We start from the raw sequence: 26,120 nt of genomic DNA, 5'->3' as shown, positions 1-26,120 counted from the left end.
GGAAAATAAATGCAAGAAAATCAAAATTATGGCGCAGGAAATATTAAAGTTTTAAAAGGCTTAGAAGCTGTTAGAAAACGTCCTGGTATGTACATAGGTGATACCAACATAGGCGGTCTTCATCATATGATTTATGAAGTAGTGGATAATTCTATCGATGAAGCTATGGCAGGTTTTTGTGATACGATTAATGTAGAAATCACCACAGAAGGTTCTTGTATAGTAAGTGATAATGGTAGAGGAATTCCTGTGGGAATTCACCCTACTGAAAATATCCCTACTTTAACTGTAGTTTTAACCGTGCTTCATGCAGGTGGAAAATTTGATAAAGATACTTATAAAGTTTCAGGTGGTTTACACGGGGTTGGTGTAAGCGTTGTAAATGCTTTATCAAAAAAATTAGTTGCTACAGTGCATAGAGATGGAGAAATTTATCGCCAAGAATTTTCAGAAGGTAAAGTTACAAGTAATTTTGAAACCATAGGTAAAAGTAAAAAAACAGGAACAATCATAGAATTTTGGCCAGATGATCAAATTTTTGAAGTGACTGATTTTGATTATGAAATTTTAGCTAAAAGATTTCGTGAACTTGCATATTTAAATCCAAAAATTACTATAAATTTTAAAGATAACCGCGTAGGAAAAGCAGAAAGTTTTCATTTTGAAGGTGGTATAAGTCAGTTTGTTACAGATTTAAATAAAAAACAAGCTCTAACTAAGGCTATATTTTTTAATGTAGATGAAGAAGATGTAAATGTTGAAGTAGCATTGCTTTATAATGATAGTTATAGTGAAAATTTACTTTCTTTTGTAAATAATATCAAAACTCCAGATGGTGGAACGCACGAAGCAGGTTTTAGAATGGGCTTAACTCGTGTTATTAGCAATTACATTGAAGCAAATGCTAGTGCTAGAGAGAAAGACTCTAAAATCACAGGTGATGATGTAAGAGAAGGTTTAATAGCAGTTGTAAGTGTTAAAGTACCTGAGCCACAATTTGAAGGACAAACTAAAGGAAAATTAGGTTCAAGTTATGTTAGACCTATAGTTTCTAAGGCTTCTTTTGAGTATTTGACAAAATATTTTGAAGAAAATCCTATTGAAGCAAAAGCTATCATGAATAAAGCTTTAATGGCAGCTCGTGGTAGAGAAGCAGCTAAAAAAGCTAGAGAATTAACCCGTAAAAAAGAAAGTTCAAGTGTAGGGACTTTGCCAGGAAAATTAGCTGATTGTCAAAGTAAAGATCCAAGTGAAAGTGAAATTTATTTAGTTGAGGGTGATAGTGCGGGAGGTTCTGCAAAACAAGGTAGAGAAAGAACTTTCCAAGCGATTTTACCTTTAAGAGGTAAAATACTCAATGTTGAAAAAGCAAGACTAGATAAAATTTTAAAAAGTGAACAAATTCAAAATATGATCACAGCTTTTGGTTGTGGTATTGGTGATGAGTTTGATATAGAAAAACTAAGATATCATAAAATTATCATTATGACAGATGCTGATGTAGATGGTTCTCACATACAAACTTTGCTTTTGACATTTTTCTTCCGTTTTATGAATGATCTTGTAACAAATGGACATATTTATTTAGCTCAACCACCTTTATATCGCTATAAAAAAGGTCAAAAAAAAGAAATTTATCTAAAAGATGAAAAAGCTTTAAATGATTATTTGATCGAAACAGGTATAGAAAGTTCTACTTATGAGGGTATAGGATTAAACGATTTAAAAGATTTTCTAAAAATCGTTGCAGCTTATAGAAGTGTTTTAAAAGAATTAGAAAAAAGATTTAATGTAATTTCAGTGATTAGGTATTTGATAGAAAATCCTGATTTGATAAAAGCTTCTAATGAAGAATTATTTAAAGTCATAAAAGAATTTTTAGAAAAACAAAATCACAATATCTTAAATTCATATATCAATGAAAATGAAATTCGTGTTTATGTACAAACTGAAAATGGTTTAGAAGAGCTTATCATCAATGATGATTTATTTGCTAATCCTTTATATGAAGAGGCAAATTATATTTATCAAAAAATTAAAGATAGAGACTTAAAATTTGATAAAGATATTTTAGAAATTTTAGATGAAGTTGAAAAAAATGCTAAAAAAGGTGCTTATATACAACGCTATAAAGGTCTTGGTGAGATGAATCCTGAACAACTTTGGGAAACAACTATGGATCCAAGTAATCGTCGTTTGTTAAAGATCACCATAGAGGATGCTCAAAGAGCAAATGATACTTTCAACCTTTTCATGGGTGATGATGTAGAACCACGCCGTGAGTATATACAAGCTCATGCTAAAGATGTTAAACATTTGGATGTTTAATTTTTAAATGATTTTTTTAACTGGAGGGCAAGGTCATAGTGGAAAGACCTTGCTTGCTCAAAGACTTCTTGAAAAATTGTCCTTTTAGAGTAGATGAGGATGAAAAAATAACTGATTTTTTGTTTCCTATTGTAGATGGTATGATTTAAATTTGTATAGAAAATAAACAAAATTTAATCATTGAAGGATTTTATCTTACTCCAAAAAAGTTACAAAAATTTCAAAATCATTCTGATATTAAAATACTTTATATCGTTTTTTCAAAAGAATATATTTTGCAAAATTATGAATTAATCTATCAAAATGAAAATGTTATAGAAAAGCGTTTATTTAGTGAAAAAGAAGAAATAAACACTCTTATTTTAAATCATCAAAAATTTAAAGCTCAATGTGAAAATTTAAATCTTCCTTTTATAGAAATTCAAAAAGACTATAAAATAGAATTAAAAAATGTAATAGAATTTTTTGCTTAAAAGCAAGCAAATAGTTATATAATATCTAAAAAATTTATAAGGATTAAAATGCATTTTACTCAGCAGCAATTGCAACGATTAATGCTTCATTATGCAGGGAAAATCGCTAAAGATAGAAAAGAGCAAAAAATAAAATTAAATTATAATGAAGCTTTAGCTTATATATGTTATGAATTAATGGAACTTGCAAGAAAAAATTTAAGTGTGAGTGAATTGATGAGTATAGGGAAAACTTTACTTACAAGTGAAGATGTGATTGATGGTGTTGCAAGTATGCTTGAAGAAATTCAAATAGAACTTCCTTTTGAAGATGGCACAAAATTAGTTACTATACATGAGCCTATAGCAAATGATGATAAAATAAAAGCTGGAGAGATATTTTTATCATCAGAATTTATTGTGCTTAATGAAAATAAAACTTCTATAGAAATTAAAGTAAGCAATAAAGGTGATCGTCCTATACAAGTTGGTTCGCATTTTCATTTCTTTGAAGTTAATCGCTTTTTGTCTTTTGACAGAGAAAAAGCTTATGGTAAAAGGTTAAATATCGCTTCAGGAACAAGTGTGAGATTTGAACCAGGTGAAGAAAAAACAGTAAGTTTAATAGAATTTGGTGGTTTAAAAAAGGTTTTAGGTTTTAATAATCTTTGTGATGATTTTATCAATGATGAAAATAAAACTAAAGCTTTATCAAAAGCAAAAGAGAAAGGATTTCTTTGATTAAGATTAGCAAAAAAGACTATGTGAATATGTATGGTCCAACAACTAATGATAGAGTAAGATTAGCAGATACAGATTTGATTTTAAGAGTAGAAAAAGATTATACTTTATATGGCGAAGAAGTTAAATTTGGTGGTGGTAAAAATATTAGAGATGGTATGGCTCAAAGTGTAAGTGAGGGAGAATTTCCGGATTTAGTTTTAACTAATGCTTTGATTGTTGATTATACCGGTATTTATAAAGCAGATATTGGGATAAAAAATGGCTATATAGTAGGTATAGGAAAAGCAGGCAATCCTGATATACAAGATGGAGTTGATCCTAGCTTAGTTATAGGCACAAGTACAGATATTATCGGTGCAGAAGGTTTAATAGTAACTGCAGGTGGTATTGATACTCATATACATTTTATCTCCCCAACTCAAATTGAATGTGCCTTATATAGTGGTGTTACTACTATGATAGGAGGTGGCATAGGACCAAGTGAGGGAACAAATGCTACAACTTGCACAAGTGGGGCTTATCATATACATTCTATGTTAAAAGCTACGCAAAATTACCCTATGAATTTTGGCTTTTTAGGTAAAGGAAATTCAAGTAATAAAAATGCTTTAAAAGAGCAAATCATAGCCGGTGCATGCGGCTTAAAAATTCATGAAGATTGGGGTGCTACTTCTAGTGTGATTGATGCTAGTTTAAATATAGCTGATGAAATGGATATACAAGTAGCTATCCATACAGATACTTTAAATGAAGCAGGTTTTGTAGAAGATACGATTAAAGCTATTAATGGTAGAGTTATCCATACTTTTCATACTGAAGGTGCAGGTGGTGGCCATGCTCCTGATATTATTAAAATGGCAGGTTTTGAAAATGTTTTACCTGCAAGTACTAATCCTACTATGCCTTTTACTAAAAATACCATTGATGAACATTTAGATATGCTTATGGTTTGTCATCATTTAGATAATAAAATCAAAGAAGATGTTGAATTTGCAGATAGTAGAATTCGTCCTGAAACTATAGCAGCAGAAGATAAACTTCATGATATGGGTGTTTTTAGCATTATGAGTAGTGATTCTCAAGCTATGGGACGCGTAGGTGAGGTGATTTTAAGAACATGGCAAAGTGCTGATAAATGTAAAAAAGAATTTGGTGCCTTGAAGGAAGATAATGATTTAGATGATAATTTCCGTATTAAACGCTACATAGCAAAATATACTATAAATCCTGCTATTGCACATGGGATTGATAGTTATGTTGGTTCTATTGAAGTAGGAAAATTTGCTGATTTAGTACTTTGGCAACCTAAATTTTTTGGAGTAAAACCAAAGCTTATTTTAAAAGGTGGCTTGATAGTAGGTGCAAAAATAGGCGATGCTAATGCTTCTATCCCAACACCTGAGCCTATTATCTATGAAAAAATGTTTGGTGCAAATTTAAATGAAAATGCTTTACATTTTGTTTCTAAAGCTTCTTTAGAAGCTAATATGCCTGAAAAATTAAGCTTAAAAAGAAAATGTGTTGCAGTAAAAAATTGTAGAAATATCACTAAAAAAGACTTAAAATTTAATGATAAAGTTCAAGATATAGAAGTAAATCCACAAACTTATGAAGTAAAAATAAATGGTGAGCTTATTAGCTCTAAGAGCGTTGATTCTTTAGCTTTAGCTAGAAAATATTTTATGATTTAATGATTTTACTTCAAAATAAAATAACGCATTATGATTTAAACAAAGAATGCGATTTTTTAGAGCTTAGTTGGTTTGATACTTTTAAAAAGATATTAAGAACAACGACTTTAAAAGGACTAGATGTCGCTATAAAAATGCCTGATAATAAAGGTTTAAATCATAATGATTGTTTATATGATGAGGATTTTTTGATTTTAGTGAAGATTAAACCTGAAAAGGTTTTAAAAATTCACATAGAAAATGAATACAACCTTGCTTTAATAAGTTATCAAGTGGGTAATATGCACTTAAATTTATTTTATAAAGATCATAAACTTCTTACTTTAGAACAAAACTCTATCATAAGGTTTTTAGAAAAATTTAATATAAAATACGAAAAATGTGAGGAAATTTTAGAGCCAAAATATATGCTTGATATGCCAAGTTTTATCCAAGTTGATCCAAATTTTAAACTTATCAAAGAGTAAAGATGAATAAATTAAATTTTTTACTTTTACAAATTAGTGATTCTTCTTTTCCTATAGGAGCTTTTTCACATTCTTTTGGTTTAGAATCTTATGTGAATTTTGCTTATATAAAAAATATAGAAGATGCTAAAAAAGTTTTAAAAACTCAGCTTTATTCTAATATTTTATATTTTGAGCTTTTAGCTTTGAAAATAGCTTATGAAAATGCAAATGATGTAAAAAATTTACTAGTCTTTCAAAGAAAATTTTTATCAAGTATAGTTGCAAAAGAACAAAGTCAAGCTTATGTTTTTTTAGCTAAACGCTTTGTAAAAAATGTCAGTCTTTATGGATTATCAAATCCTTTATTAAATCAATACATTAAAGAAAATCAAACTCCTATTTATCCTTTTGTGTATGCCTTATTTTGTAAAGATAATGAACTTGATTTTATGTATGAAAGTTTTTTATTTGCTTTAATGAGTAATTTTGTTAATATTCTTGTGAAAATTGTGCCTTTATCACAAAATGAAGGGCAGATTTTACTTTTTCAATTACAGCAAGATTTTCAAAAGGTTCTTTCTAAATTACAAAATTTAACTTTAAAAGATTGGTGTGAAAATCACAATATCTTAAATGATTATTTGAGTATAAAACACCAAAATTTAGCATTTAAAATTTATATTTCTTAAAAGGGTTATAATGGTTAAAATAGGCATAGGTGGTCCTGTAGGTAGTGGTAAAACAGCTTTAGTATTAAATTTATGTCAAGCTTTAAAAGATGAACTTTCTTTGGCTGTAATTACGAATGATATTTATACAAATGAAGATGCAAATTTTTTAATCAAACAAGGCGTTCTTGAAAAAGAAAGAATCATTGGAGTGCAAACTGGAGGTTGTCCTCATACAGCCATTAGAGAAGATGCTTCTTGTAATCTTGAAGCTGTTGAACTTTTACAAGAACGCTTTAGCGATTTAGATCTTATTTTTATAGAAAGTGGTGGAGATAATTTATCAATGACTTTTTCACCTGAACTTGTGGATTTTTTTATCTTTGTTATAGATGTTGCTCAAGGAGAAAAAATTCCACGCAAAGGTGGTCCTGCTATTTGTAGGTCTGATTTAATGATTATCAATAAAATAGACTTAGCTCCTTATGTAAATGCTTCTTTAAAAATCATGCAAGAAGATACTTTAAAAATGCGTGGAGATAGACCTTTTATCATGAGTAATCTTCAAACTAAAGAAGGTTTAGAAGAAATCATTACTTGGATTAAAAAATACACACTTTTAAAGGATTGATTTGTTTGCTCAAAAGAGTGTTTTTAAACTTACATTAGATACTATCAATGAAAAAACTATCATAAAAAATTCTTTTTTTACTCCTCCTTTTAAACTTATGAGGAATTTTTATGATAAAAAATTAACTAGTATATATGTTTTAAATTCTAGTGCCGGAATTTTTAAAGAGGATCATTTAAGTTTTGAAATCATATGTAAGAAAAGTACAAACACCGCTATACTCACACAAAGTTATGAAAAGGTATATGATACTAAAGATTCTTTTGCGAGTAAAAATATTGATTTTACTCTTGAAGAAAATGTAAGCTTTTTTTATATGCCAAAGCCACTTTTGCTTCAAGAAAATGCAAATTTTATACAAAATACAAAGATTAATCTAGCTTCTTTTTCAAGATTAGTTTATGTTGATTTTGTTATTTTTGGTAGAGTGGCTATGGATGAAAAATTTGCTTTTAAAAATTATGAGAGTTTAACTCAAATTTATAGAAATGATACTTTAATTTTAAATGATAAAATTAAAATCAATCCTTCTTATATGAAAGAAAATGATTTAAATTTTTTTGCAAATTATACGCATTATTTGAGTATTTATCTTTTTGGATATGATGAGTTTTATGAAGAATTAAAAGCTTCATTTGACGATATAAATCAACTTTTTTATGAGGGTTTGTGTATAAAAATTCTTAGTAATGAAAGTGAAAAATTACTTTTACTTCAAGATAAGCTTTTTAAATTTTGTCAAAATAAAATATAAAATATTGTGGTATTATAAAGTTTTAAAAACAAACTAAGGATTATAAATGCGATATGGTGAAAAAGAAATCAAAGAATTTAGTGTAGAAAATATGGAAGTTTGGCCAAATGATGCCAAAAATGATTATGTGATTAAAATCACTTTACCTGAATTTATGTGTTGTTGTCCGCGTAGTGGGTATCCTGATTTTGCTACAATTTACTTAGAATACATTCCAAATAAATTAGTAGTAGAACTTAAAGCAATCAAACTTTATATTAATACCTTTATGTATAGAAATGTTTCACATGAAGCAAGTATTAATGAAATTTATAATACTTTAAAAGAAAAACTTGATCCAAAATGGATAAAAGTAGTAGGTGATTTTAACCCTCGTGGTAATGTGCATACTGTGATTGAATGTAGATCTGATTTAGTGGTACCACAAAATTAAATTTTTATTAAAAATAAAAGGATATATTATATCTTATTTAAAGGAGGAAAATATGAAATTAAAATTATTTAGTTTAGTTGCAAGTATTGCTTTGGTTTCAAATTTAGCTTTAGCTGATGAAAATTCAGGAATATTATTAGGTATTGATGCTGGTTGGTTTCATACTAAGGTAAAATCTGATCTTGATCATACTAAAAATAATAAAAAATTTAATGGTGATTTAGAAGGAAATGTTCCTGTTTTTGGTTTAAGAGTTGGTTATCGTTTTAGTGAAAATCATAGAATTTATGGTGCTTATAATTATTCAAGCGAATTTAGTGATGTAATCAATACCACAAGATTAAAAATTGATGGAGAATTTACTACACATAAGTTTTTGCTTGGTTATGATTTTACTCCAAAAATCTTTGAAAAAACAAGAGCTGTTTTAGGTGTATATGGTGGCTATGCAAGAACGGATATTACTTTAAAAACAAGCTTTTTATCATTATCTCAAGATTTTGATGGTTATACTTATGGAGCAAAAATCGGTGCTTTATATGAGTTAAATCAAGCAAATGAAATTGAGTTTGGTTTTAAAGCTGAGCAAACTCATTATAATACAAGAAATTTCTACCAAAGTAAGGTAGGTTCAAACTTTTACGATCCTAAACAAACAAATTATGGTCTATATCTAGGATATACTTATAAATTCTAAGGAGAATATATGCCAAAAGATGCAAATGGAACTGAGCTTAATACAGGTGATAGTGTAAGTGTTGTGAAAGATTTAAAGGTAAAAGGTGCAAGCACTACTTTAAAGCGTGGCACGACTATAAAAAATATTAAGCTTACAAACAAAGACACTGAAATTGAAGCTAAGGTAGATAAATTTGGTGTGATTGTTTTAAAAACTGAATTTCTTAAAAAAATATAAGTAAAAATTCCCAATCAATCTTGGGAATTTTCTTCTTGATAAACACAATGTTTAAAAATAAATTGATGTTCCTCAGGTAAGTTTTCAAATAAAGCATTTGCGAGTTGTCTTATCTCCCAAAGAGCTGATTTTGAGCTTCTTAGAGTGATAAAATTTTGCAAACTTCTTGCATTAATTGTTAAAGTTAATTCTGTTTTATAGCTTTCTGGTAAGCAGTATTTTGCTATGTCTAAACTAATGCTATTTTGCAAAATCAAACGCAGATTTTCTAAAGCTTTGATGCTTGCATTATCCACTACTTCATTTCCGGTTAATACTAAGTATCTTTTAGCATTTTCAAAGTCATTTTCTTTAAATTCGCTTTCATTTCTTAGTTCTTTTAAAGTATATCTTGTGCTTTTTACACTAGGACTAGTGTGGCGGTGTCTTGCAACTTCTTGTAAGCATGCTCTTGAAATACCTTGTATATAAAAAGTATAATTTAAATGCTCTAAGGTTGAAGCATGTTTGAATTTATTTCCCACTCGATCGATTAATTCTTTGTCTTTCTCACCACCACAATCACCTTTGTCAAAACTTTGCCAACATGTTCTTGTTGCATGAGAGCATACAGAAAGTGGAGTATGATTTAATAATGTGATTTTCATCGAAAATTTCCTTCAAAAATAATTGAATTTTACACAAATGTTTATAAAAATAAAATTTTTTATTCGTTATAATTTTAAAAAAAGAAATTAAGGTTATTTTATGAAATTAAAACAAACTAAATATATTTTTGTAACCGGTGGTGTTTTAAGCTCATTAGGAAAAGGTATAGCAGCAGCATCTATTGCTACTATTTTAAAAAATTCAGGTTTAAAAGTAAGTATTTTAAAAGCAGATCCTTATATTAATGTAGATCCTGGCACGATGAGTCCTTTGGAGCATGGGGAAGTTTTTGTAACTGAAGATGGAGCTGAGACAGATTTAGACTTAGGACATTATGAGAGATTTTTAAATGAGAATTTAACTCAAGATAATAACTTTACCACAGGAAGAGTTTATCAAAGTGTTATAGAAAAAGAAAGAAGAGGAGATTACTTAGGAAAAACTATACAAGTAATCCCTCATATAGTTGATGAGATAAAAGATCGTATTAAAAAGGCTGGAGTTGATAAAGATATTTTAATTGTTGAAATAGGTGGTACGGTAGGAGATATAGAAGGCTTACCATTTTTAGAAGCTATTAGAGCTTTAAAACTTGGAGTGGGTAAATACAATGCTATTAATATTCACTTGACTTTAGTGCCATTTATCAAAGCAGCAGGAGAACTTAAAACAAAACCAACTCAACATAGTGTGGGAGAATTACGCCGTATAGGTATAAGCCCTGATATGATCATTTGCAGAAGTGAAAAATCTTTAGATAGAGAGTTAAAAGACAAAATCGCAATTTCATGCGGAGTTGAAAAAAACTGCGTTATAGAAAGTGTGGATGCAGCTAGTATTTATCAAATTCCACTAAATTTTTTAAAACAAGATATTTTAAATTCTATTGCAAGTTTATTAGATCTTCAAAATTTAAAGCCAAATATGAACGAATGGGATTCTTTAGTAAAAAGAGTCATCGCTCCAAGTAATGAACTTAGCATTGCTTTTGTAGGAAAATATGTAGATTTAAAAGAAAGCTATAAAAGCTTAACAGAGGCCATTATCCATGCAGGTGCAGCACTTGATGCAAGAGTAAATTTAAAATGGATTGATAGTGAAAAATTAGAAAATGCAAATGTCGAAGAAAGCTTTAAAGATGTAAATGGGATTTTAGTAGCAGGTGGTTTTGGCTACCGTGGAGTAGAAGGAAAAATCAAAGCCATACAATATGCAAGAGAAAATAAAATTCCATTTTTAGGAATTTGTTTGGGTATGCAGCTTTCTTTAGTGGAATTTGCACGCAATGTTTTAAAACTAGAAGATGCAAATTCTCATGAATTCAATCCAAATTGTAAAAATCCTATCATCTTTTTGATTGATGAATTTATTGACGCAAGTGGAGAAAAGCAAATTAGAACAAGTAAAACTCCACTTGGTGGAACTATGCGTCTTGGAGCTTATGAGTGTCATATCAAGCCAAATACACTTTTAAGTAAGGTTTATGATAATCAAAAAAGCGTAAAAGAACGCCACCGCCACCGCTATGAAGCTAATCCAAAATATAAAGAAATGTTTGAAAAAAATGGGCTTATTATAAGCGGGGAAAATGAAGGTTTAGTTGAGGCTGTAGAGCTTAAAGATCATCCATTTTTCTTAGCAGTGCAGTTTCACCCTGAATTTACTTCACGCTTAGTTAGGGTTAATCCGGCTATTTTTTCTTTTATCAAGGCATCTTTAACAAATCATGCTAAATAAAGCCAAAATAAAAGAAATTTTACACCAGCGTTTTATCAATGATACACATGTAAAGCTTTGTGATTTACCTATGCCATCTTGTTTAAAAGATGTCTATAAGGGTGCTTTGCGTATTAAAGAAGCGATTGAAAAAAATCAAAAGCTTGCTATTGTTGGAGATTATGATGTAGATGGGGTGATTTCTTGTGTGATTTTATCTGAATTTTTTGATGATATCGGATATGACTATGTGGTAAAAATTCCAAATCGTTTTAAAGATGGATATGGTCTAAATGAAGAAATCATCAATGAACTTAATGGGGTAGATTTAATCATCACTGTAGATAATGGTATAGCAGCTTTTGATGCAGCAGATCTTTGTTTGCAAAAAGGAATTGATTTAATTATTACCGATCATCATATGCCTCCAGCTACTTTACCAAAAGCTTATGCGATCATTAATCCTAAACAACAAGATTGTGAATTTCCTGATATTGAAATTTGTGGTGCTCAAGTGGCTTGGTATTTAGTTGCTGCTATAAAAGAAGTATGTAAGATTAATTATAATATGTGTAAATTTATAGAGCTTTTATCTATCGCAATTATCGCAGATATGATGGAGCTTAGAGATTTAAATAGAGCCTTAGTTAGAAAAGGCATAGAGTGTATTAATGATTCAAAACGAGTTGCATTTAAAGCTATCAAACAGTATTTTGGTAAGGATAAATTTGAACTTGATAATATTAGTTTTTTAATTGCACCTTTGATTAATAGTGCAGGTAGAATGGATGATGCGATTATTTCTTATAAATTTTTGCATTCTAAAAATATTAATGAGGTTATGGGTTATTTAGAACAAATCATTACTTATAATAATAGCCGTAAAGATGAAGAGCGCGAGCTTTTTAAACAATGTTTAGAACAAGTTGATGAAAATGATCCTGTGATTATTGTCAATGGCCAAAATTGGCATGAGGGTGTTTTGGGTATAGTTGCAAGTCGTTTAGCAAAGCATTTTAACAAGCCTGCCTTTGTTTTTTCAGAATGTGAGCAAAAGGCTAAAGCTAGCGTTAGAAGCGTGGGTAGGATAGATATTTTAAATGTTATAGAACAAGCTAAAGAATTTGTTTTAAGCTATGGTGGACATAAAGGTGCAGCTGGAGTTTTAGTCGAGCTTGAAAAATTTGGTATTTTTAAAAATAAGCTTTATGAAATTTGTCAAAATATCCCTAAAGATGATTTTTACAATACTGATGAGGTTTTAGGTAGTATTGATCCAAATGAAGTTGATTTTGAACTTTTAGAGATATTGGAATTTTTTGAACCTTTTGGGCATAAAAACCCAAGACCATATTTTAAATTTGATAAGCTTTTTGTAAAAAACAAAAAAAGACTTGGTAAAGATGAAAATCATATAAAACTTATTTTAACACAAGGAAATAAGACTTTAGAAGCTTTATTTTTTAATTTTGACTATGAGCCAGAAATTGGTGAAAATATTGATTTTATAGCTAGTATTTCTAAAAATAATTTTAGAGGATTAATCACCCCTCAACTTACTATAAAAGAAATTCTTAGATAATTTATTAACTTATTTGCATAATTTTTATTTATAAATTTGCTATAGCATAAGTACTATAAAGGAGTAAAATGTTAAAAAGGATTTTATTATTAGCAATATTTTTTAATTTTACTTTTGCTTTTGATACAAAAATTTTTATAGGTGATACTTATATACCTGAAAATTTTTATAAATATGATAAAGATTTTAAAATCGCGGCTAGAAAGTATAACATACCCATGGCATTACTTAAAGCCATAGCTTTGACAGAGAATGCAGCTTATGAACATAATATCATTGGTAGAAATAAAAATCAAACAAGAGATTATGGTTTAATGCAAATTAATAGCATTCATTTAAAGCGTTATGGTGTTAGCGAAAAAGAGATTGTAAAAGTTAGTGCAAATATAGACATAGCAGCAAGATTACTTTATGAAATTATACAACGATACGGGTTTAATTGGAATGCTATTGGAAGATATCATTCAGCAAATGATAAATATAAAAATATTTGGCTTGATAAAGTAATGAAAAATTTAGTTGCTATAGTTTTAAAAGATAGTAAAGATCTTTTTGTAATGGAAAAATTTAGAGCTTTTAAATTAGTTTCGCTTTTGATAAATGTTGATAAAGAACAATATAGAATTTTATTAGCAAGCAATAATTAAAACAAGAATTATAAATTTTCTTGTTTTAAAGCCTCTGCTTGATAATAAGCGATTAATGGCTCGATGATTTCATCAAAAAGTCCACCTTCTAAAATCGCATCAAGTCTATATAAAGTAAGATTTATTCTATGATCACTAATTCTATTTTGAGGGAAATTATAAGTGCGTATGCGTTCGCTTCTATCGCCACTTCCAACTTGTGATTTTCTTGCTTGGCTTTCTTTAGCTAAGCGTTCTTGTTCTTGCATTTCAAAAAGTCTTGCCTTTAAGACTTTCATGGCACTTTCTTTGTTTTTATGTTGGCTTTTACCATCTTGATTTACTACAACTATACCTGTTGGAATGTGAGTGATTCTTACAGCACTATCTGTGGTATTTACGCTTTGACCACCATGACCGCTACTACGCATTACATCGATTTTTAAATCATTTGGATTGATTTGAATTTCAACATCATCAACTTCAGGCATAATAGCCACTGTAATAGCTGAAGTATGAACTCTACCTTGAGATTCTGTTTCAGGTACTCTTTGAACTCTATGTGTGCCACCTTCGTATTTTAGCCTTGAATAAGCTCCATTTCCTTTGATAAGAATGATGATTTCTTTAAATCCACCTACGCTACCTTCACTTGAACTTACAATTTCATATTTGTAATCACGATTTTCAGCATAGCGTATATAAGCTTTTACTAAATCCCCAACAAATAAAGAAGCTTCATCACCACCTGTGCCTGCACGAATTTCTAAAAAGATATTCTTATCATCGTTTGGATCTTTAGGTAATAAGAGAATTTTTAATTTTTCTTCAAGTTGTGGCTTTAAAACTTCGAGATTTTTAAGTTCTTCTTTTGCAAGTTCACCTAGTTCAGGATCAGATAAAAGAAGTTTATTTTCTTCTATATCATCTAAGGTTTTGAGATATTCTTTTGCTTTTTCTACTATGGGTTCTAAATTTTTTTGCTCTTTAGATAGAGCTGTCATTTTAGAAATATCATTAGAGATATTAACATCACTAAGAAGAGTATTTAACTCATCAAAGCGTGCTAAAAAAGGTTTGAGTTTATCAGCTAACATTAATTATGCTAATTTGTTTACCAATAATGCTAATCTGCTAACACGGCGTGATGCAGTTTGTTTTTTCAAAAATCCGCGACTTACCATAGCGTGAATGCTTTTATTAGCTACTTTTAATGCATTTTGTGCAGCTTCTTTATCGTTATTTGCCGCTGCTTCACGAACCGCTTTTGTAATGTTTTTTAATCTTGTTCTATAAAATCTATTTCTTTCAGTTCTTTTGATAGTTTGTCTTGCTCTTTTTTCAGCAGATTTATGGTTTGCCATAATTTTCCTTTTTTATATAAATTAAATTGCTAATTATACAAAATTAAAATTAAATTTTAATTAATTTAAGTATTTTTAAAGTATTAATTTTAATACCTAATATCATTTATTTTTAAAAAATCGCGCAGTTTTTCATACTCGCCATTTTCCAAATAACGATATTTACCAGCTTTTAACATACCAAGATCTAATGCTCCAAATGCCACTCTTTTAAGATCCATCACTTCTAAATTAAAATGTCCAAAAAAGCGTCTTAGCTCCCTATTTTTACCTTCATTAATGATTACTTTTAGTTTCGTATAGCCTCCGCTTGAACCAAAAATTTCAAAGCCTAAAAATGGAGCAAAACTCATTGAGGTTATTTTAGTTTTGGCGTGAGCCCCTTTTTTTTCATTTTGAATTTCTAAGCCATTTTGCATAGCTTCGATGACATTTTTATCTATATTACCTTTTACTTTTAAGTAATATTCTCTTTCTAAATCACTATGCATAAGTGCATCTGCTATTACAGGTGAATCAGTTAGTAAAAGTAATCCCTCGCTTGCAAAGTCAAGTCTTCCTACGCTAAGCCAAGTGATAAATTGTTTTGGTAAAGTATGATAGATGGTTTTTCTGCCTCTATCATCTTTTTTACTAACTATTTCGCCTTTTTGTTTGTGATAAATGATGACTGAAAATTGTGTTTTTTTATGGAGTTTTTTACCATTGATAAAAACTTTATCCTCAGCATTTACACTATCATTTAGCAAGGCTGTTTTTTTATTGATTTTTACTAAGCCTTGCTTGATTAGCTCATCAGCCTCACGGCGAGAATATTTGCTATTGTGTGAGATGAATTTATTAATTCTCATAATTTTACTTTACATCACAAAAATAGTTGGTACTATGGTTGGATATTTTTTGATTTTTCTAAAAATATGCTTTCTTAGTACTTGTCTAATTTGAGCTTCTAAAACTTTTGGATTATCTAAAATTTCATCTTTTACATTTGGGAAAAATTGACTTAAAATATCACTCATTTCTTTTGAGAATGCTCCATCTTGTTTATCAGCTACCAAGCCATAACTAAATACTCTTGGTTTATTAATTAGTGTTTTACTTGCTTTATCAAGTTGAGCAATAATGACAACTATACCGCTATCTGCTAGTTTTTGTCTATCAATTACCACATCATCTGCGATTTGTTTGTTGATTTGATTATCCACAAAGACTTTTCCTGTTTTAACTGTTTTTACACGTTTGATGTATTTTTGACAAAGCTCTACTTGATCCCCATCACTCATTAAGTAGATGTTTCTTTCAGGTATACCACATTTTAGAGCAGTTTCTTTATGTTTATTGATATGATTATACTCTCCATGCACTGGTAAGAAAAATTTAGGTTTTACTAAAGTTAGCATGAGTTTTTGTTCTTCTATACTAGCATGTCCGCTTACATGAATTTCACTAAATTCTTGATAAGCTACTTTAGCTCCTGCTTTTAAAAGAAAATCAAGTACAGCAGAAACATTTGCTTCATTACCTGGTATTGCTTTAGCTGAAATGATAACTTGATCGCTAGGTTTGATTTTGATAAATTTATGCTCATCAGTTGCCATTCTATATAAAGCACTCATGGTCTCGCCTTGACTTCCTGTAGTGACAATTAGTACTTCGTTGTCTTTGTATTTGCTTACTTCATCAGCGTCAATGAAAATTTTCCTATCAAGTTTGATATAGCCAAGTTCCATAGTAGTATAGAGATTTCTTTCCATAGAACGCCCTATAACACACACTTTTCTGCCGTATTTTAAACCATAACTAATAGCTTGATATACGCGGTGGATATTAGAGCTAAAGGTGCTCATGATTACCCTGCCTTTAGTTTTGGCAAAAATTTGATCAAAAGTAGGTCCTACGGAGCTTTCACTTTTTGTATAACCTTCTTTATATGAGTTTGTACTATCACTTAAAAGACAAAGTACGCCTTCTTCGCCATATTGAGCTAAACGACTTAAATCCGTTGGATAGCCATCAATTGGTGTTTGATCTATTTTAAAATCGCCAGTGTGTATGATGGTTCCTGCTTTAGTTTTAATAGCCAAAGCACAAGCATCGATGATAGAGTGGGTTATGTGAATCCATTCTAAATTAAATTCACCTATTTCATAAATTTGTCTTTTTGTTATAGGTCTAAACCATTTACGCTCAGCCTTTAAACCATGCTCTTCAAATTTATTTGAAATCATACCTAGCGCTAAAGGTGTTGCGTAGATAGGAAATTGAAATTCTTTGAAAAAATATGGCACAGCACCGATGTGATCTTCATGAGCATGAGTGATGATGATAGCACGAATTTTGTTTTTAATCTTTCTTACATAGTCAAAATCAGGTATGATAATATCTACTCCATGCATAGTTCCATCTGGAAAACTCATACCTATATCAATGATAATCGCATCATTATTAGTTTCAAAAACAGTGATATTTCCACCGATTTCCCCAAGCCCGCCCAAAGGTGTAATACGAATTTTATGTTCGCTTGAGTTGTTGTGTTTTAAAGGGTGAAGTCTTAGCTCGTGCATGATTTTATTAGCTTCTATACTTTTGGCAAGTTCTATTTGCCATTCTTCATTACCACTTAATTTAGATGGTAAATTTCTATTTTTTTTCTTTTTCTTTTTTTCTTCGCTAGCTTCAGTTTGAGCATTTTCTACTTTTGTTTCATTTTTAATTTCGCTATTTTGCTCTTGATTTTGTGAATCTTTTTTTCTTTTGTTTCTAAATTTATTAAATCTTTTAGTTTTATTTTGTTCTTGAGTTTTGTTTTCTTCGCTCATAGTCATCCTTTAAATAGTCATAAATTTTAAGGTATGAATCAACGCTAATTTCATGAGCTCTTGAGGTAGAAGAGATGTCTAGTGCTTCAAATGCTTTTAGAATTTTTTCTTTTTTATTTTTAAAATTAGATAAGAGTTGTTTTCTAGGATTTTGAAAACAAGCTCTAAGAAATTCTTTAAAAGCTTCTATATTTTCACATTTTTGCTGATAATGAGTAGTTTTTATTAACTTCATTACAGCTGAAGTAACTTTTGGTGGAGGATTAAAGCTTTGTGGTTGTATATCAAAAAGCATTTGTCTTTGGCATATTAATGCACAAAGCACCCCTAAGGCCGAAAAATTACTTTCTTTTTCATTTGCACAAAATTTCTGTGCCACTTCTTTTTGCACCATTACTATAAGCCCAAGGCAATTTTGATCTTCTAGGGCTTTTAAAATCAAATTTGTAGCAATATAATATGGTAAATTTGCTACTAAAAAGTACTCTTTATCACTTAAACTTCCTTGATCAAAAGCATCACTTGCATTTTGGTGAATAAGCTCAAAATTTCCACCTTCAATCTCATTTTGAAATTTTTTATTTAAAATAGGAATCAAATCTTTATCAATCTCATAAGCTCTAATATGAGCTTGTGGAATTTTCAAAAGTTCTTGCGTTAAATCACCTAAGCCAGGCCCAATCTCAACTATATTTTTAGTATCTTTGGGTATGGCTTGGATGATTTTATCTACCACGCTTTTATCACATAAAAAATTTTGCCCAAAATGTTTTTTTGCTTTTATCATAAATTTATTTTATCTAAAAAATATTAATTATAGCATTATTTTAAGCGCTAATTAGATAAAATTTGAATTATTTTTTATAAAGGTTAATTTTTGAAAAATCTTATAGTGTGTGCAGGAGGAAATGAGGATTTTAAATTTGCACAAAGTATAGGCATAGGTTTAGTTAATTCTGCTTTTTATCTAGGTAAAATTTTAAGTCAAATAAAAGCAGATAGAGTGATTTTTATAGGTACATGTGGAATTTACCAAGAAGGAAAAATTTTAGACATTTATGAAAGTTCTAATGCTGCAAATTTAGAATACGCAGATTTATTTGATAGTTTTTATACACCTATAGCAAATGAGATTAGATTAAATGTTTCACATGAAACTATGATTAATTCTTCAAATTATATTTGCAAAGATGAAAATATTGCCCAAGAATTTTTTAAAAAAGGCGTACATATAGAAAATATGGAGGCATACGCTGTGCTTTCTTGTGCAAAAATGCAAGGAATAGAAGGAATTTGTTATTTATGTGCTACAAATTTTTGTAATGAATTTGCACATGAAGATTTTTTAAAAAATCATCAAGAAGCAAAAGAATTATTAAAAGATTTTTTGTTAGATAAGAAACTTATATAGGAAAAAAATTGAGTGAATTAAAAAATATATTAGATTTTACTAAAGAAGAATTAGAAAATTTAGTCCAGCCAAAATTTAGAGCAAAGCAAATTTTTGAATGGTTATATAAAAAATATGCAGACGATTTTTTACAAATGTCATCTTTACCAAAAGACTTTAGAGTGTATTTACAAGAAAATTTTCATTTTTCACCTTTAAAATGTGTGAAAGATGAAAAAAGCAAAGATGGTAGTATAAAATATCTTTTTGAACTTTTAGATAGTAAAAAAATCGAAGCTGTTTTGCTACCAATGAAAGAAGAGCTTGTAGATGAAAATGGAAAAATCATCAAACATGCAAGATATACTATTTGTGTTTCGTCTCAAGTGGGGTGTAAAAGTGGGTGCAGTTTTTGTCTGACTGCTAAAGGCGGTTTGAAAAGAAATTTGACTGCAGGAGAAATAGTAGGACAAATTTTATGGATTAAAAAACATAACAACATACCTTATGAAAGAAGGGTTAATATAGTCTATATGGGTATGGGAGAGCCTTTGGATAATCTTAAAAATGTTTCTAAGGCAGTTAAAATTTTAGCTGATAATGATGCTTTAGCGATAAGCCCTAGAAGACAAACTATAAGTACAAGTGGTTTAGCAAAGCAAATTAAAGAGCTTGGAGAAATGAATTTAGGTGTGCTTTTGGCTATTTCGCTCCATGCTGTAAATGATGAGCTTAGAAGTGAATTAATGCCTATTAATAAAGCTTATAATATAGCAAGCATTATGGAAGCGGTGAGAAATTTTCCTATAGATCAGCGTAAAAGAGTAATGTTTGAATACCTTTTAATTGATGGTATAAATGATAAAATAGAACATGCAAAAGAACTAGTCAAGCTCTTAAATGGTATAAAAGCCAAAGTGAATTTAATACTTTTTAATCCACACGAAGGAAGTTTATATAAAAGACCAAGTGTTGAAAATGCGGTTAAATTTCAAGATTATTTAAGTGCAAAAGGTGTTACTTGTACGATAAGAGAAAGCAAGGGACTTGATATTTCAGCTGCATGCGGACAGCTTAAAGAAAGGCAGAGTAAGCAATGACTTTTTTAGATATAGCCCAACTTATTTTTATAAGCATAGTAGTGATCATAGGACTTGGTGGGATTATTTATGTATTAAAAAATGAAAATAAAAATGATTAGTTTGGTTATTTTAGTTTTTTATATATTGTTCTATTTTAATTACAGTTTGATTTATTATCTCATTAAAGTTTTTTTCATTTAAATTATCTATAAAAACATAATTTTTATCGTAGGTATACCATAAAATGCTGTCTTTTTTTGTATATAATCCTATGGTTGGAATTTTTAGATTGCTTGCTATATGTATAGTACCTGTTGAAGGGTTTATTAGACATTCTGTTTTTGAAATAATTTCTACTAAATTTAAAAGGTTATCATCGTTTTTAAATATAAAAATTTTATTTAAAAGTTCTTTATCAAATTTTTGAATTTGAACTATGAAATTTTCATGAACTTTGTCATATGTTGGAACAACTATATTAATGTTTTTAGTATTTAAAATTTTTTTATCATCTTTAAATAAAAAATTATACTATTCTTATTAAATTGACTTATTGCAAAAGGATTTATTGTTATAAATTTTTTTATTTTATATTCTTTTAAAAAATTATTTACTAAATCTTTGTTTGATTGTTTTGTTGTTAAAGTTACATTAAATTGTAAGCTTTTTATTTTTTTGTCAAATATTTCTGGATTAATCTTTCTAGCGTAGTAGAGATTTATATTTTCTATATTTTCATTTTTGATTTTTTTTAATAAACTAATCCATACAACCTTGCATTTTAAGCAACAAAAAATAGTTTTAAATTTAGATTTAATTATAATATTTTTTACATTTGTCTTTTTTAGCATTTTGATCATATGTTTTGTTGAAATGTAACTTATAAGATAGTCTAATTTGTATTTGTTTATCATCTCTATAATGTTTTCTTCATTTATTATTTCTATTTTATCTACAAAATTAAATTCTAAAATATTTTTTAGATAAGGATTTGTAATAAATACTGTAATTTTGGCTTTATAAAGATGTTTTATAGCATAGAGCATTTTAAGAGATAATATATTATCTCCTATTTGAGTGGAACAAAAATATCCTACATTAAAATTTTTATTTTTCATGTTTTTCCTGCATTTTTAAAAATTCATCCTTTATGTTTTTTTGAGATTGTATCAAAAAATTTTGATTTTTATATGTAAATTCTAAGCTAAAAGAGTGTAAAAGCAGTCTTTTAGCACCTGTGATTTGAGCTCTTTCGATATCACTCATTTTTCCATCTAATATTTGCTCTATTTGTGTTTTTTCTAAACCATATAAAGGTTCACCTAAAATTTTATGTTTCACATGAAACAAATGTAGTCTTATTTGGTGTTGTCTGCCTGTTAGAGGTTTAGCTAAAACTAAACTAGCGTCTAAATTTTCAAAATATTCTAAAGTATAAAATTGTGTTAAAGCTTCTTTACCATTTTCACAAATATGCATTCTAGTTTTTACTGCATCGTAGTCTTTAGCTAAATCCATGCTTTTATCTACTATAAATTCTTTTTTAGTTTTTCCTTTTACTAGAACAAGATAGCTTTTTTGCACTAATCTTTTTTCAAACATGGTTTTTAACTCAATTTGTGCATTTTTATGTTTAGCTATGAGTAAAAGTCCGCTTGTTTCTTTATCTAATCTATGAGCCACGCAAGCTTTTTCACCCCATAAATGCCAAATTTCATCACAAAGACTATAAGTACAATTGCGTCCATTAGGATGAGTTAGCACCCCGCTTGGTTTTTCTACTACAGCAAAATCTTCATTTTCATAAACTATTTCTAATCCTTTGGGGTTGTTTTCATATACGATTAATTCTACTAAACCATTTAAAAATTTATTTTTTTCTTCTACCAAATTTCCATCACAAAATAATCTTTTTTTATCAATGAGTTTTTGTGCTTCACACATAGAAATTTTTAACTCTTCCATAAGTAGTCTAAATGCCTTTTTTCCATTATTTGCTAGTTTCTTTTTTATATATGCCATTTAATAACTTTCTTAGGTAATTTATAATAAAATTCAAGCTATTTTTTCATAAAAAATTATATAAAAAAAGGTCTTGAAAATGGTTGAAAGATATAGTAGAGAAATCATGGCTAAAAAATGGGACATGCAAGCAAAATATGAGGCGTGGTTAAAAGTGGAATTAGCTGCTGTGAAAGCATGGAATAAACTTGGTCTTATTAAAGACGATGATTGTGAAAAAATTATAAAAAATGCAAAATTTGATATAGCAAGAATAGATGAAATAGAAAAAACTACCAAACATGATGTTATCGCTTTTTTAACTAGTGTAAGTGAAAGCTTAGGTGAGGAAAGTCGTTTTGTACATTATGCAATGACAAGTTCAGATTGTATTGATACTGCAGTTGCTTTGCAGATTAAAGATAGTTTAGAACTAATCTTGCAAGATTTAGATCAAGTTTTAGCAGCGATTAAAACAAGAGCATATGAGCATAAAAATACCTTAATGGTAGGAAGAAGTCATGGAATTCATGGAGAGCCTATAACTTTTGGTTTAGTTTTGGCTATTTGGTATGATTCGCTAGTTCATGCAAAAGATTTAATTATTCATGCAAAAGAAGTGATTGGCTATGGAAAAATCAGCGGTGCTATGGGAAATTTTGCTCATGCTCCACTTGAATTTGAAGAAGAAGTTTGTAAAAATTTAGATCTTAAACCAGCACCAGTTTCAAACCAAGTTATACAAAGAGATCGTTACGCACAAGTTATCTCGGCTTTAGCTATTTTAGCTTCAAGTTGTGAGCAAATTGCTGTTGCTATCCGCCATTTTCAAAGAACAGAAGTATATGAAGCTGAAGAATATTTTTCTCAAGGACAAAAAGGAAGTTCAGCTATGCCTCATAAAAGAAATCCTGTTTTGAGTGAAAATATTACCGGTCTTTGCAGGATGATAAGAGCTTATGTAACACCTGCTTTAGAAAATGTAGCATTGTGGCATGAAAGAGATATATCACATTCTAGTGTAGAAAGATTTGTATTACCTGATGCTTTTATCACGACTGATTTTATGCTTTCAAGATTATGCGGTGTGATAGAAAAGCTTTTGGTATATCCAGAAAATATGATGAAAAATTTAAATTTAACCGGAGGGCTTGTATTTTCTCAAAGAGTGTTGCTTGAACTTCCATTTAAAGGTATAAGCAGAGAAGAAGCTTATAAAATCGTTCAAAGAAATGCTATGAAAGTTTGGGCTGATTTGCAAAATGGTAAGCCTGCTTTAAATGAAAAAGGCGAGAGTTTGTTTTTGATAGCTTTGTTAGCTGATGAGGATTTGAAAAAGTCTTTAAGTGAAGCAGATATTAGAAATTGCTTTGATTATAACTACTATACAAAAAATGTAGATAAAATTTTTGAAAGAACATTTAAATAATAAACTAGGGGTTGTGAGTGAAAGTATTAAAAAGAAATGGTAGAACTGAAGAGTTAGATGTTTCTAAGATTAAAAAATATACTACCGACGCGGTGGCAAATTTAGAAAATGTAAGTCAAAGTGAGCTTGAAGTAGATGCAAAAATTCAATTTCGTGATGGTATAACAACAGAAGAAATCCAACAAACTCTTATAAAAACAGCAGTAGATAAAATAGATATTGATAGACCTAATTGGACCTTTGTTGCCGCAAGATTATTTTTGTATGATTTATATAAAAAAGTAAGTGGTTATAATGGGTATAAGCATTTAAGAGAATACCTTGAAAAAGGCGAAAAAGAAGGTAGGATTTTAATCGGCCTAAAAGAAAAATATGATTTAGATGATCTTAATGCTTATATCAAGCCAGAGCGTGATTTGCAATTTACTTATCTTGGTATAAAAACTTTGTATGATAGGTATTTGATTAAAGATTCTAAAGGTATGCCTATAGAATTACCACAACAAATGTTTATGGCTATTGCGATGTTTTTAGCACAAAATGAATTAGATTCTCAAACTTGGGCTAAGAAATTTTATGATTTGATCTCAACTTTTGAAGTAATGCTTGCAACCCCAACCCTTTCAAATGCAAGAACTACAAGACACCAATTAAGCTCATGTTATATAGGAAGTACGCCTGATAATATAGAAGGAATTTTTGATTCTTATCAAGAAATGGCACTTTTATCTAAATTTGGTGGCGGTATAGGCTGGGATTGGTCTAAGGTGCGTGCTATGGGTGGAAGCATAGATGGGCATAAAAATGCAGCAGGCGGGATCATACCATTTTTAAAAATTACTAACGATATAGCCGTTGCTGTTGACCAACTTGGTACTAGAAAAGGGGCGATTGCAGTTTATATTGAACCTTGGCATATGGATATTAACGACTTTTTAGATTTGCGTAAAAACTCAGGTGAAGAAAGAAGAAGAGCACATGAACTTTTCCCTGCTTTGTGGATCAATGATTTATTCATGAAAAGAGTAAGAGCAAATGATAAATGGACGCTTTTTGATCCTGCTGATACGGCAAGTTTATGCGATTTATACGGTGAAGAATTTGAGAAAAAATACGAAGAATTTGAAAAAGATGAAAGCATAGCTAAAGAAATTATAGATGCAAAAGAGCTTTGGAAAAAAATACTTTTATCTTATTTTGAAACAGGTATGCCATTTTTATGTTTTAAAGATAGTGCAAACAAAACAAATCCAAATTCTCACGCAGGGATTATAAGAAGTTCAAATTTATGTACAGAAATTTTTCAAAATACAGATCCAAATTATTATCAAATCAAAATCGTATTTGATGATAAAACAGAGCTTCATTTAGATGAGGATGAAGAGCTTGCAATAGATGGAGGATATAAAAAGCTTGCTAAGAAAGTTTCTACTTTAGATAGTATCAATGGTAAAAAAGTCTATATAGTAGAAAAATACAAAAACGAAGGAAAAACCGCAGTTTGTAATCTTGCAAGTATAAATTTAAGTAAAATCAATACTAGAGAAGACATTCAAAGAGTAGTACCAACAGCCATAAGAATGCTTGATAATGTGATTGATTTAAATTTTTATCCTCATGTAAAGGTTAAAAATACCAATCTAAAATCACGCGCTATAGGGCTTGGCGTAATGGGTGAAGCGCAAATGCTAGCTGAAGCTCAAATTTATTGGGGTTCTAATGAGCATTTTGAAAAAATTGACCATATTATGGAGATGATTAGCTATGAGGCTATTTTAGCTAGCTCAAATTTAGCTTTAGAAAAAGGAAGTTATCCTGACTTTGAAGGATCAAACTGGAGTAAAGGTATAGTGCCAATTGATGTAGCAAACGAAAATGCTAAAAAACTTACCGCAAGTGAAGGTTTGTTTGATCAAAGCGAGTGTGATTGGGAAAAATTAAGAGAAAAACTAAAAAGAGATGGTATAAGAAATGGTTATTTAATGGCTATAGCACCAACTTCTTCTATTTCTATTTTAGTGGGTACTACTCAAACAATTGAGCCTGTATATAAAAGAAAATGGTTTGAGCAAAACTTAAGCGGTATGATACCAACTGTGGTGCCAAATCTAAGTGCTAATACTTGGCAGTATTACACTCCTGCTTATGAGCTTGATCAAAAAATCTTAGTAAAAGCAGCAGCGATTCGTGGTAAATGGATTGATCAAGGTCAATCATTAAATATCTTTGTTTCTTTAGATAAAGCAAGCGGTGGATATTTAAATGAAATTTATCAACTTGCTTGGGAATTAGGTGTTAAATCAACTTACTATCTAAGAAGTGAAAGTCCTGATAGTCAAAAAGTAAATGATGATGTGGTTGATAGAACTATAGAATGTGAAGGTTGTCAATAAAAAT

Annotated in this window: 28 protein-coding genes; 19 read left to right on the top strand and 9 right to left on the bottom strand. The window is 29.4% G+C overall.

Annotated elements, in window-relative coordinates:
- Positions 1-9 precede the first annotated feature (9 nt).
- From gyrB to L8X50_RS03555, 11 genes are all read left to right on the top strand, one after another.
- Complete coding sequence (gene gyrB, locus L8X50_RS03605; RefSeq protein WP_115644741.1) at positions 10-2,328, top strand: DNA topoisomerase (ATP-hydrolyzing) subunit B; 2,319 nt, start codon at positions 10-12, stop codon at positions 2,326-2,328.
- A 275-nt stretch (positions 2,329-2,603) separates the two neighbouring features.
- Entirely contained in the window at positions 2,604-2,801 is a 198-nt protein-coding gene (locus L8X50_RS03600; protein ID WP_133319083.1) for a hypothetical protein, read from the top strand.
- Positions 2,802-2,849: 48 nt separating this feature from the next.
- On the top strand, positions 2,850-3,521 hold the full coding sequence (gene ureB, locus L8X50_RS03595; protein ID WP_133319084.1) for an urease subunit beta: 672 nt from the start codon (positions 2,850-2,852) through the stop codon (positions 3,519-3,521).
- Positions 3,518-5,215 (top strand): urease subunit alpha, encoded by a 1,698-nt coding sequence (gene ureC / locus L8X50_RS03590; protein ID WP_133319085.1) that lies wholly within the window; start codon positions 3,518-3,520, stop codon positions 5,213-5,215. Before ureB ends, ureC begins: the two co-directional genes overlap by 4 nt.
- On the top strand, positions 5,215-5,682 hold the full coding sequence (locus tag L8X50_RS03585; RefSeq protein ID WP_052243344.1) for an urease accessory protein UreE: 468 nt from the start codon (positions 5,215-5,217) through the stop codon (positions 5,680-5,682). Before ureC ends, L8X50_RS03585 begins: the two co-directional genes overlap by 1 nt.
- Before the next feature lie 2 nt (positions 5,683-5,684).
- Positions 5,685-6,353 (top strand): urease accessory protein UreF, encoded by a 669-nt coding sequence (locus L8X50_RS03580; protein ID WP_263660418.1) that lies wholly within the window; start codon positions 5,685-5,687, stop codon positions 6,351-6,353.
- 10 nt (positions 6,354-6,363) lie between these two features.
- Positions 6,364-6,963 carry an urease accessory protein UreG gene (gene ureG / locus L8X50_RS03575; RefSeq protein ID WP_039617044.1) on the top strand — a complete coding sequence of 200 codons (600 nt, stop codon included), beginning with the start codon at positions 6,364-6,366 and terminating at the stop codon, positions 6,961-6,963.
- Position 6,964: 1 nt separating this feature from the next.
- Positions 6,965-7,717, top strand: coding sequence for an urease accessory protein UreD (locus L8X50_RS03570; protein WP_263660417.1), 753 nt, complete (start codon positions 6,965-6,967; stop codon positions 7,715-7,717).
- 46 nt (positions 7,718-7,763) lie between these two features.
- Entirely contained in the window at positions 7,764-8,150 is a 387-nt protein-coding gene (gene queF, locus L8X50_RS03565) for a preQ(1) synthase (protein WP_039617048.1), read from the top strand.
- A 52-nt stretch (positions 8,151-8,202) separates the two neighbouring features.
- Entirely contained in the window at positions 8,203-8,847 is a 645-nt protein-coding gene (locus tag L8X50_RS03560; protein ID WP_263660416.1) for a porin family protein, read from the top strand.
- 9 nt (positions 8,848-8,856) lie between these two features.
- Entirely contained in the window at positions 8,857-9,066 is a 210-nt protein-coding gene (locus L8X50_RS03555; RefSeq protein ID WP_133319089.1) for an alkylphosphonate utilization protein, read from the top strand.
- A gap of 14 nt (positions 9,067-9,080) precedes the next feature.
- On the opposite strand, the gene thyX is transcribed toward L8X50_RS03555, so the two are convergent.
- Complete coding sequence (thyX, locus tag L8X50_RS03550; RefSeq protein ID WP_039617054.1) at positions 9,081-9,713, bottom strand: FAD-dependent thymidylate synthase; 633 nt, start codon at positions 9,711-9,713, stop codon at positions 9,081-9,083.
- A 100-nt stretch (positions 9,714-9,813) separates the two neighbouring features.
- On the opposite strand from thyX, the gene L8X50_RS03545 reads away from it, so the two are divergent.
- The 3 genes from L8X50_RS03545 (at position 9,814) to L8X50_RS03535 (ending at position 13,659) form a co-directional block, all read left to right on the top strand.
- Positions 9,814-11,451: a CTP synthase gene (locus L8X50_RS03545; RefSeq protein WP_263660415.1), complete on the top strand. Its 1,638-nt coding sequence runs from the start codon at positions 9,814-9,816 to the stop codon at positions 11,449-11,451.
- Positions 11,441-13,012 carry a single-stranded-DNA-specific exonuclease RecJ gene (recJ, locus tag L8X50_RS03540; RefSeq protein WP_263660414.1) on the top strand — a complete coding sequence of 524 codons (1,572 nt, stop codon included), beginning with the start codon at positions 11,441-11,443 and terminating at the stop codon, positions 13,010-13,012. Before L8X50_RS03545 ends, recJ begins: the two co-directional genes overlap by 11 nt.
- Before the next feature lie 68 nt (positions 13,013-13,080).
- Positions 13,081-13,659 (top strand): lytic transglycosylase domain-containing protein, encoded by a 579-nt coding sequence (locus L8X50_RS03535; RefSeq protein WP_220566962.1) that lies wholly within the window; start codon positions 13,081-13,083, stop codon positions 13,657-13,659.
- 8 nt (positions 13,660-13,667) lie between these two features.
- Here the strand turns inward: L8X50_RS03535 and prfA are convergent, their stop codons facing one another.
- The 5 genes from prfA to rsmA all read right to left on the bottom strand — a co-directional run bounded on the left by prfA (position 13,668) and on the right by rsmA (position 18,608).
- On the bottom strand, positions 13,668-14,735 hold the full coding sequence (gene prfA / locus L8X50_RS03530; protein ID WP_133319093.1) for a peptide chain release factor 1: 1,068 nt from the start codon (positions 14,733-14,735) through the stop codon (positions 13,668-13,670).
- A gap of 3 nt (positions 14,736-14,738) precedes the next feature.
- Positions 14,739-15,002 (bottom strand): 30S ribosomal protein S20, encoded by a 264-nt coding sequence (rpsT, locus tag L8X50_RS03525; RefSeq protein ID WP_039617063.1) that lies wholly within the window; start codon positions 15,000-15,002, stop codon positions 14,739-14,741.
- A gap of 89 nt (positions 15,003-15,091) precedes the next feature.
- Complete coding sequence (locus L8X50_RS03520; protein ID WP_263660413.1) at positions 15,092-15,853, bottom strand: pseudouridine synthase; 762 nt, start codon at positions 15,851-15,853, stop codon at positions 15,092-15,094.
- A gap of 9 nt (positions 15,854-15,862) precedes the next feature.
- On the bottom strand, positions 15,863-17,821 hold the full coding sequence (locus tag L8X50_RS03515) for a ribonuclease J (protein WP_412175482.1): 1,959 nt from the start codon (positions 17,819-17,821) through the stop codon (positions 15,863-15,865).
- Positions 17,787-18,608, bottom strand: coding sequence for a 16S rRNA (adenine(1518)-N(6)/adenine(1519)-N(6))-dimethyltransferase RsmA (gene rsmA, locus L8X50_RS03510; protein ID WP_012660773.1), 822 nt, complete (start codon positions 18,606-18,608; stop codon positions 17,787-17,789). The genes L8X50_RS03515 and rsmA overlap by 35 nt, the downstream gene beginning before the upstream one ends.
- A gap of 90 nt (positions 18,609-18,698) precedes the next feature.
- Here rsmA and L8X50_RS03505 point away from each other — a divergent pair, with 90 nt between their 5' ends.
- Genes L8X50_RS03505 through L8X50_RS03495 form a run of 3 tightly spaced genes read left to right on the top strand, consistent with a single transcriptional unit; the run spans position 18,699 to position 20,412 of the window.
- The gene (locus tag L8X50_RS03505) at positions 18,699-19,232 is read left to right on the top strand and encodes a purine-nucleoside phosphorylase (RefSeq protein WP_263660411.1); all 534 of its coding nucleotides are present in this window, start codon (positions 18,699-18,701) and stop codon (positions 19,230-19,232) included.
- An 8-nt stretch (positions 19,233-19,240) separates the two neighbouring features.
- On the top strand, positions 19,241-20,311 hold the full coding sequence (gene rlmN / locus L8X50_RS03500) for a 23S rRNA (adenine(2503)-C(2))-methyltransferase RlmN (protein WP_263660410.1): 1,071 nt from the start codon (positions 19,241-19,243) through the stop codon (positions 20,309-20,311).
- On the top strand, positions 20,308-20,412 hold the full coding sequence (locus L8X50_RS03495) for a hypothetical protein (RefSeq protein WP_263660408.1): 105 nt from the start codon (positions 20,308-20,310) through the stop codon (positions 20,410-20,412). The genes rlmN and L8X50_RS03495 overlap by 4 nt, the downstream gene beginning before the upstream one ends.
- A 10-nt stretch (positions 20,413-20,422) precedes the next feature.
- Here L8X50_RS03495 and L8X50_RS08315 read toward each other — a convergent pair whose 3' ends face one another.
- The 3 genes from L8X50_RS08315 to L8X50_RS03485 are packed head-to-tail and all read right to left on the bottom strand — an operon-like array spanning position 20,423 to position 22,315.
- Entirely contained in the window at positions 20,423-20,770 is a 348-nt protein-coding gene (locus tag L8X50_RS08315; protein ID WP_412175483.1) for a glycosyltransferase family 9 protein, read from the bottom strand.
- A gap of 17 nt (positions 20,771-20,787) precedes the next feature.
- Positions 20,788-21,411, bottom strand: coding sequence for a hypothetical protein (locus L8X50_RS03490; RefSeq protein ID WP_263660407.1), 624 nt, complete (start codon positions 21,409-21,411; stop codon positions 20,788-20,790).
- Positions 21,401-22,315, bottom strand: coding sequence for an RluA family pseudouridine synthase (locus tag L8X50_RS03485; protein ID WP_263660406.1), 915 nt, complete (start codon positions 22,313-22,315; stop codon positions 21,401-21,403). Before L8X50_RS03485 ends, L8X50_RS03490 begins: the two co-directional genes overlap by 11 nt.
- A gap of 79 nt (positions 22,316-22,394) precedes the next feature.
- On the opposite strand from L8X50_RS03485, the gene purB reads away from it, so the two are divergent.
- Positions 22,395-23,723 (top strand): adenylosuccinate lyase, encoded by a 1,329-nt coding sequence (gene purB / locus L8X50_RS03480; protein ID WP_263660405.1) that lies wholly within the window; start codon positions 22,395-22,397, stop codon positions 23,721-23,723.
- A gap of 17 nt (positions 23,724-23,740) precedes the next feature.
- On the top strand, positions 23,741-26,116 hold the full coding sequence (locus tag L8X50_RS03475) for a ribonucleoside-diphosphate reductase subunit alpha (RefSeq protein ID WP_263660404.1): 2,376 nt from the start codon (positions 23,741-23,743) through the stop codon (positions 26,114-26,116).
- Positions 26,117-26,120 lie beyond the last annotated feature (4 nt).

The organism is Campylobacter sp. CNRCH_2013_0898h (assembly GCF_025772965.1).
Classification (GTDB): Bacteria; Campylobacterota; Campylobacteria; order Campylobacterales; family Campylobacteraceae; genus Campylobacter_D; species Campylobacter_D lari_D.
This window is presented reverse-complemented; position numbering and strand designations above follow the sequence as displayed.

Coding starts and splice junctions, on each gene's coding strand:
- gyrB (WP_115644741.1), top strand. CDS start 10: ATGCAAGAAAATCAAAATTATGGCGCAGGAAATATTAAAGTTTTAAAA.
- ureB (WP_133319084.1), top strand. CDS start 2,850: ATGCATTTTACTCAGCAGCAATTGCAACGATTAATGCTTCATTATGCA.
- L8X50_RS03585 (WP_052243344.1), top strand. CDS start 5,215: ATGATTTTACTTCAAAATAAAATAACGCATTATGATTTAAACAAAGAA.
- L8X50_RS03580 (WP_263660418.1), top strand. CDS start 5,685: ATGAATAAATTAAATTTTTTACTTTTACAAATTAGTGATTCTTCTTTT.
- ureG (WP_039617044.1), top strand. CDS start 6,364: ATGGTTAAAATAGGCATAGGTGGTCCTGTAGGTAGTGGTAAAACAGCT.
- queF (WP_039617048.1), top strand. CDS start 7,764: ATGCGATATGGTGAAAAAGAAATCAAAGAATTTAGTGTAGAAAATATG.
- L8X50_RS03560 (WP_263660416.1), top strand. CDS start 8,203: ATGAAATTAAAATTATTTAGTTTAGTTGCAAGTATTGCTTTGGTTTCA.
- L8X50_RS03555 (WP_133319089.1), top strand. CDS start 8,857: ATGCCAAAAGATGCAAATGGAACTGAGCTTAATACAGGTGATAGTGTA.
- thyX (WP_039617054.1), bottom strand. CDS start 9,713: ATGAAAATCACATTATTAAATCATACTCCACTTTCTGTATGCTCTCAT.
- L8X50_RS03545 (WP_263660415.1), top strand. CDS start 9,814: ATGAAATTAAAACAAACTAAATATATTTTTGTAACCGGTGGTGTTTTA.
- recJ (WP_263660414.1), top strand. CDS start 11,441: ATGCTAAATAAAGCCAAAATAAAAGAAATTTTACACCAGCGTTTTATC.
- L8X50_RS03535 (WP_220566962.1), top strand. CDS start 13,081: ATGTTAAAAAGGATTTTATTATTAGCAATATTTTTTAATTTTACTTTT.
- prfA (WP_133319093.1), bottom strand. CDS start 14,735: ATGTTAGCTGATAAACTCAAACCTTTTTTAGCACGCTTTGATGAGTTA.
- rpsT (WP_039617063.1), bottom strand. CDS start 15,002: ATGGCAAACCATAAATCTGCTGAAAAAAGAGCAAGACAAACTATCAAA.
- L8X50_RS03520 (WP_263660413.1), bottom strand. CDS start 15,853: ATGAGAATTAATAAATTCATCTCACACAATAGCAAATATTCTCGCCGT.
- L8X50_RS03515 (WP_412175482.1), bottom strand. CDS start 17,821: ATGAGCGAAGAAAACAAAACTCAAGAACAAAATAAAACTAAAAGATTT.
- rsmA (WP_012660773.1), bottom strand. CDS start 18,608: ATGATAAAAGCAAAAAAACATTTTGGGCAAAATTTTTTATGTGATAAA.
- L8X50_RS03495 (WP_263660408.1), top strand. CDS start 20,308: ATGACTTTTTTAGATATAGCCCAACTTATTTTTATAAGCATAGTAGTG.
- L8X50_RS03490 (WP_263660407.1), bottom strand. CDS start 21,411: ATGAAAAATAAAAATTTTAATGTAGGATATTTTTGTTCCACTCAAATA.
- L8X50_RS03485 (WP_263660406.1), bottom strand. CDS start 22,315: ATGGCATATATAAAAAAGAAACTAGCAAATAATGGAAAAAAGGCATTT.
- purB (WP_263660405.1), top strand. CDS start 22,395: ATGGTTGAAAGATATAGTAGAGAAATCATGGCTAAAAAATGGGACATG.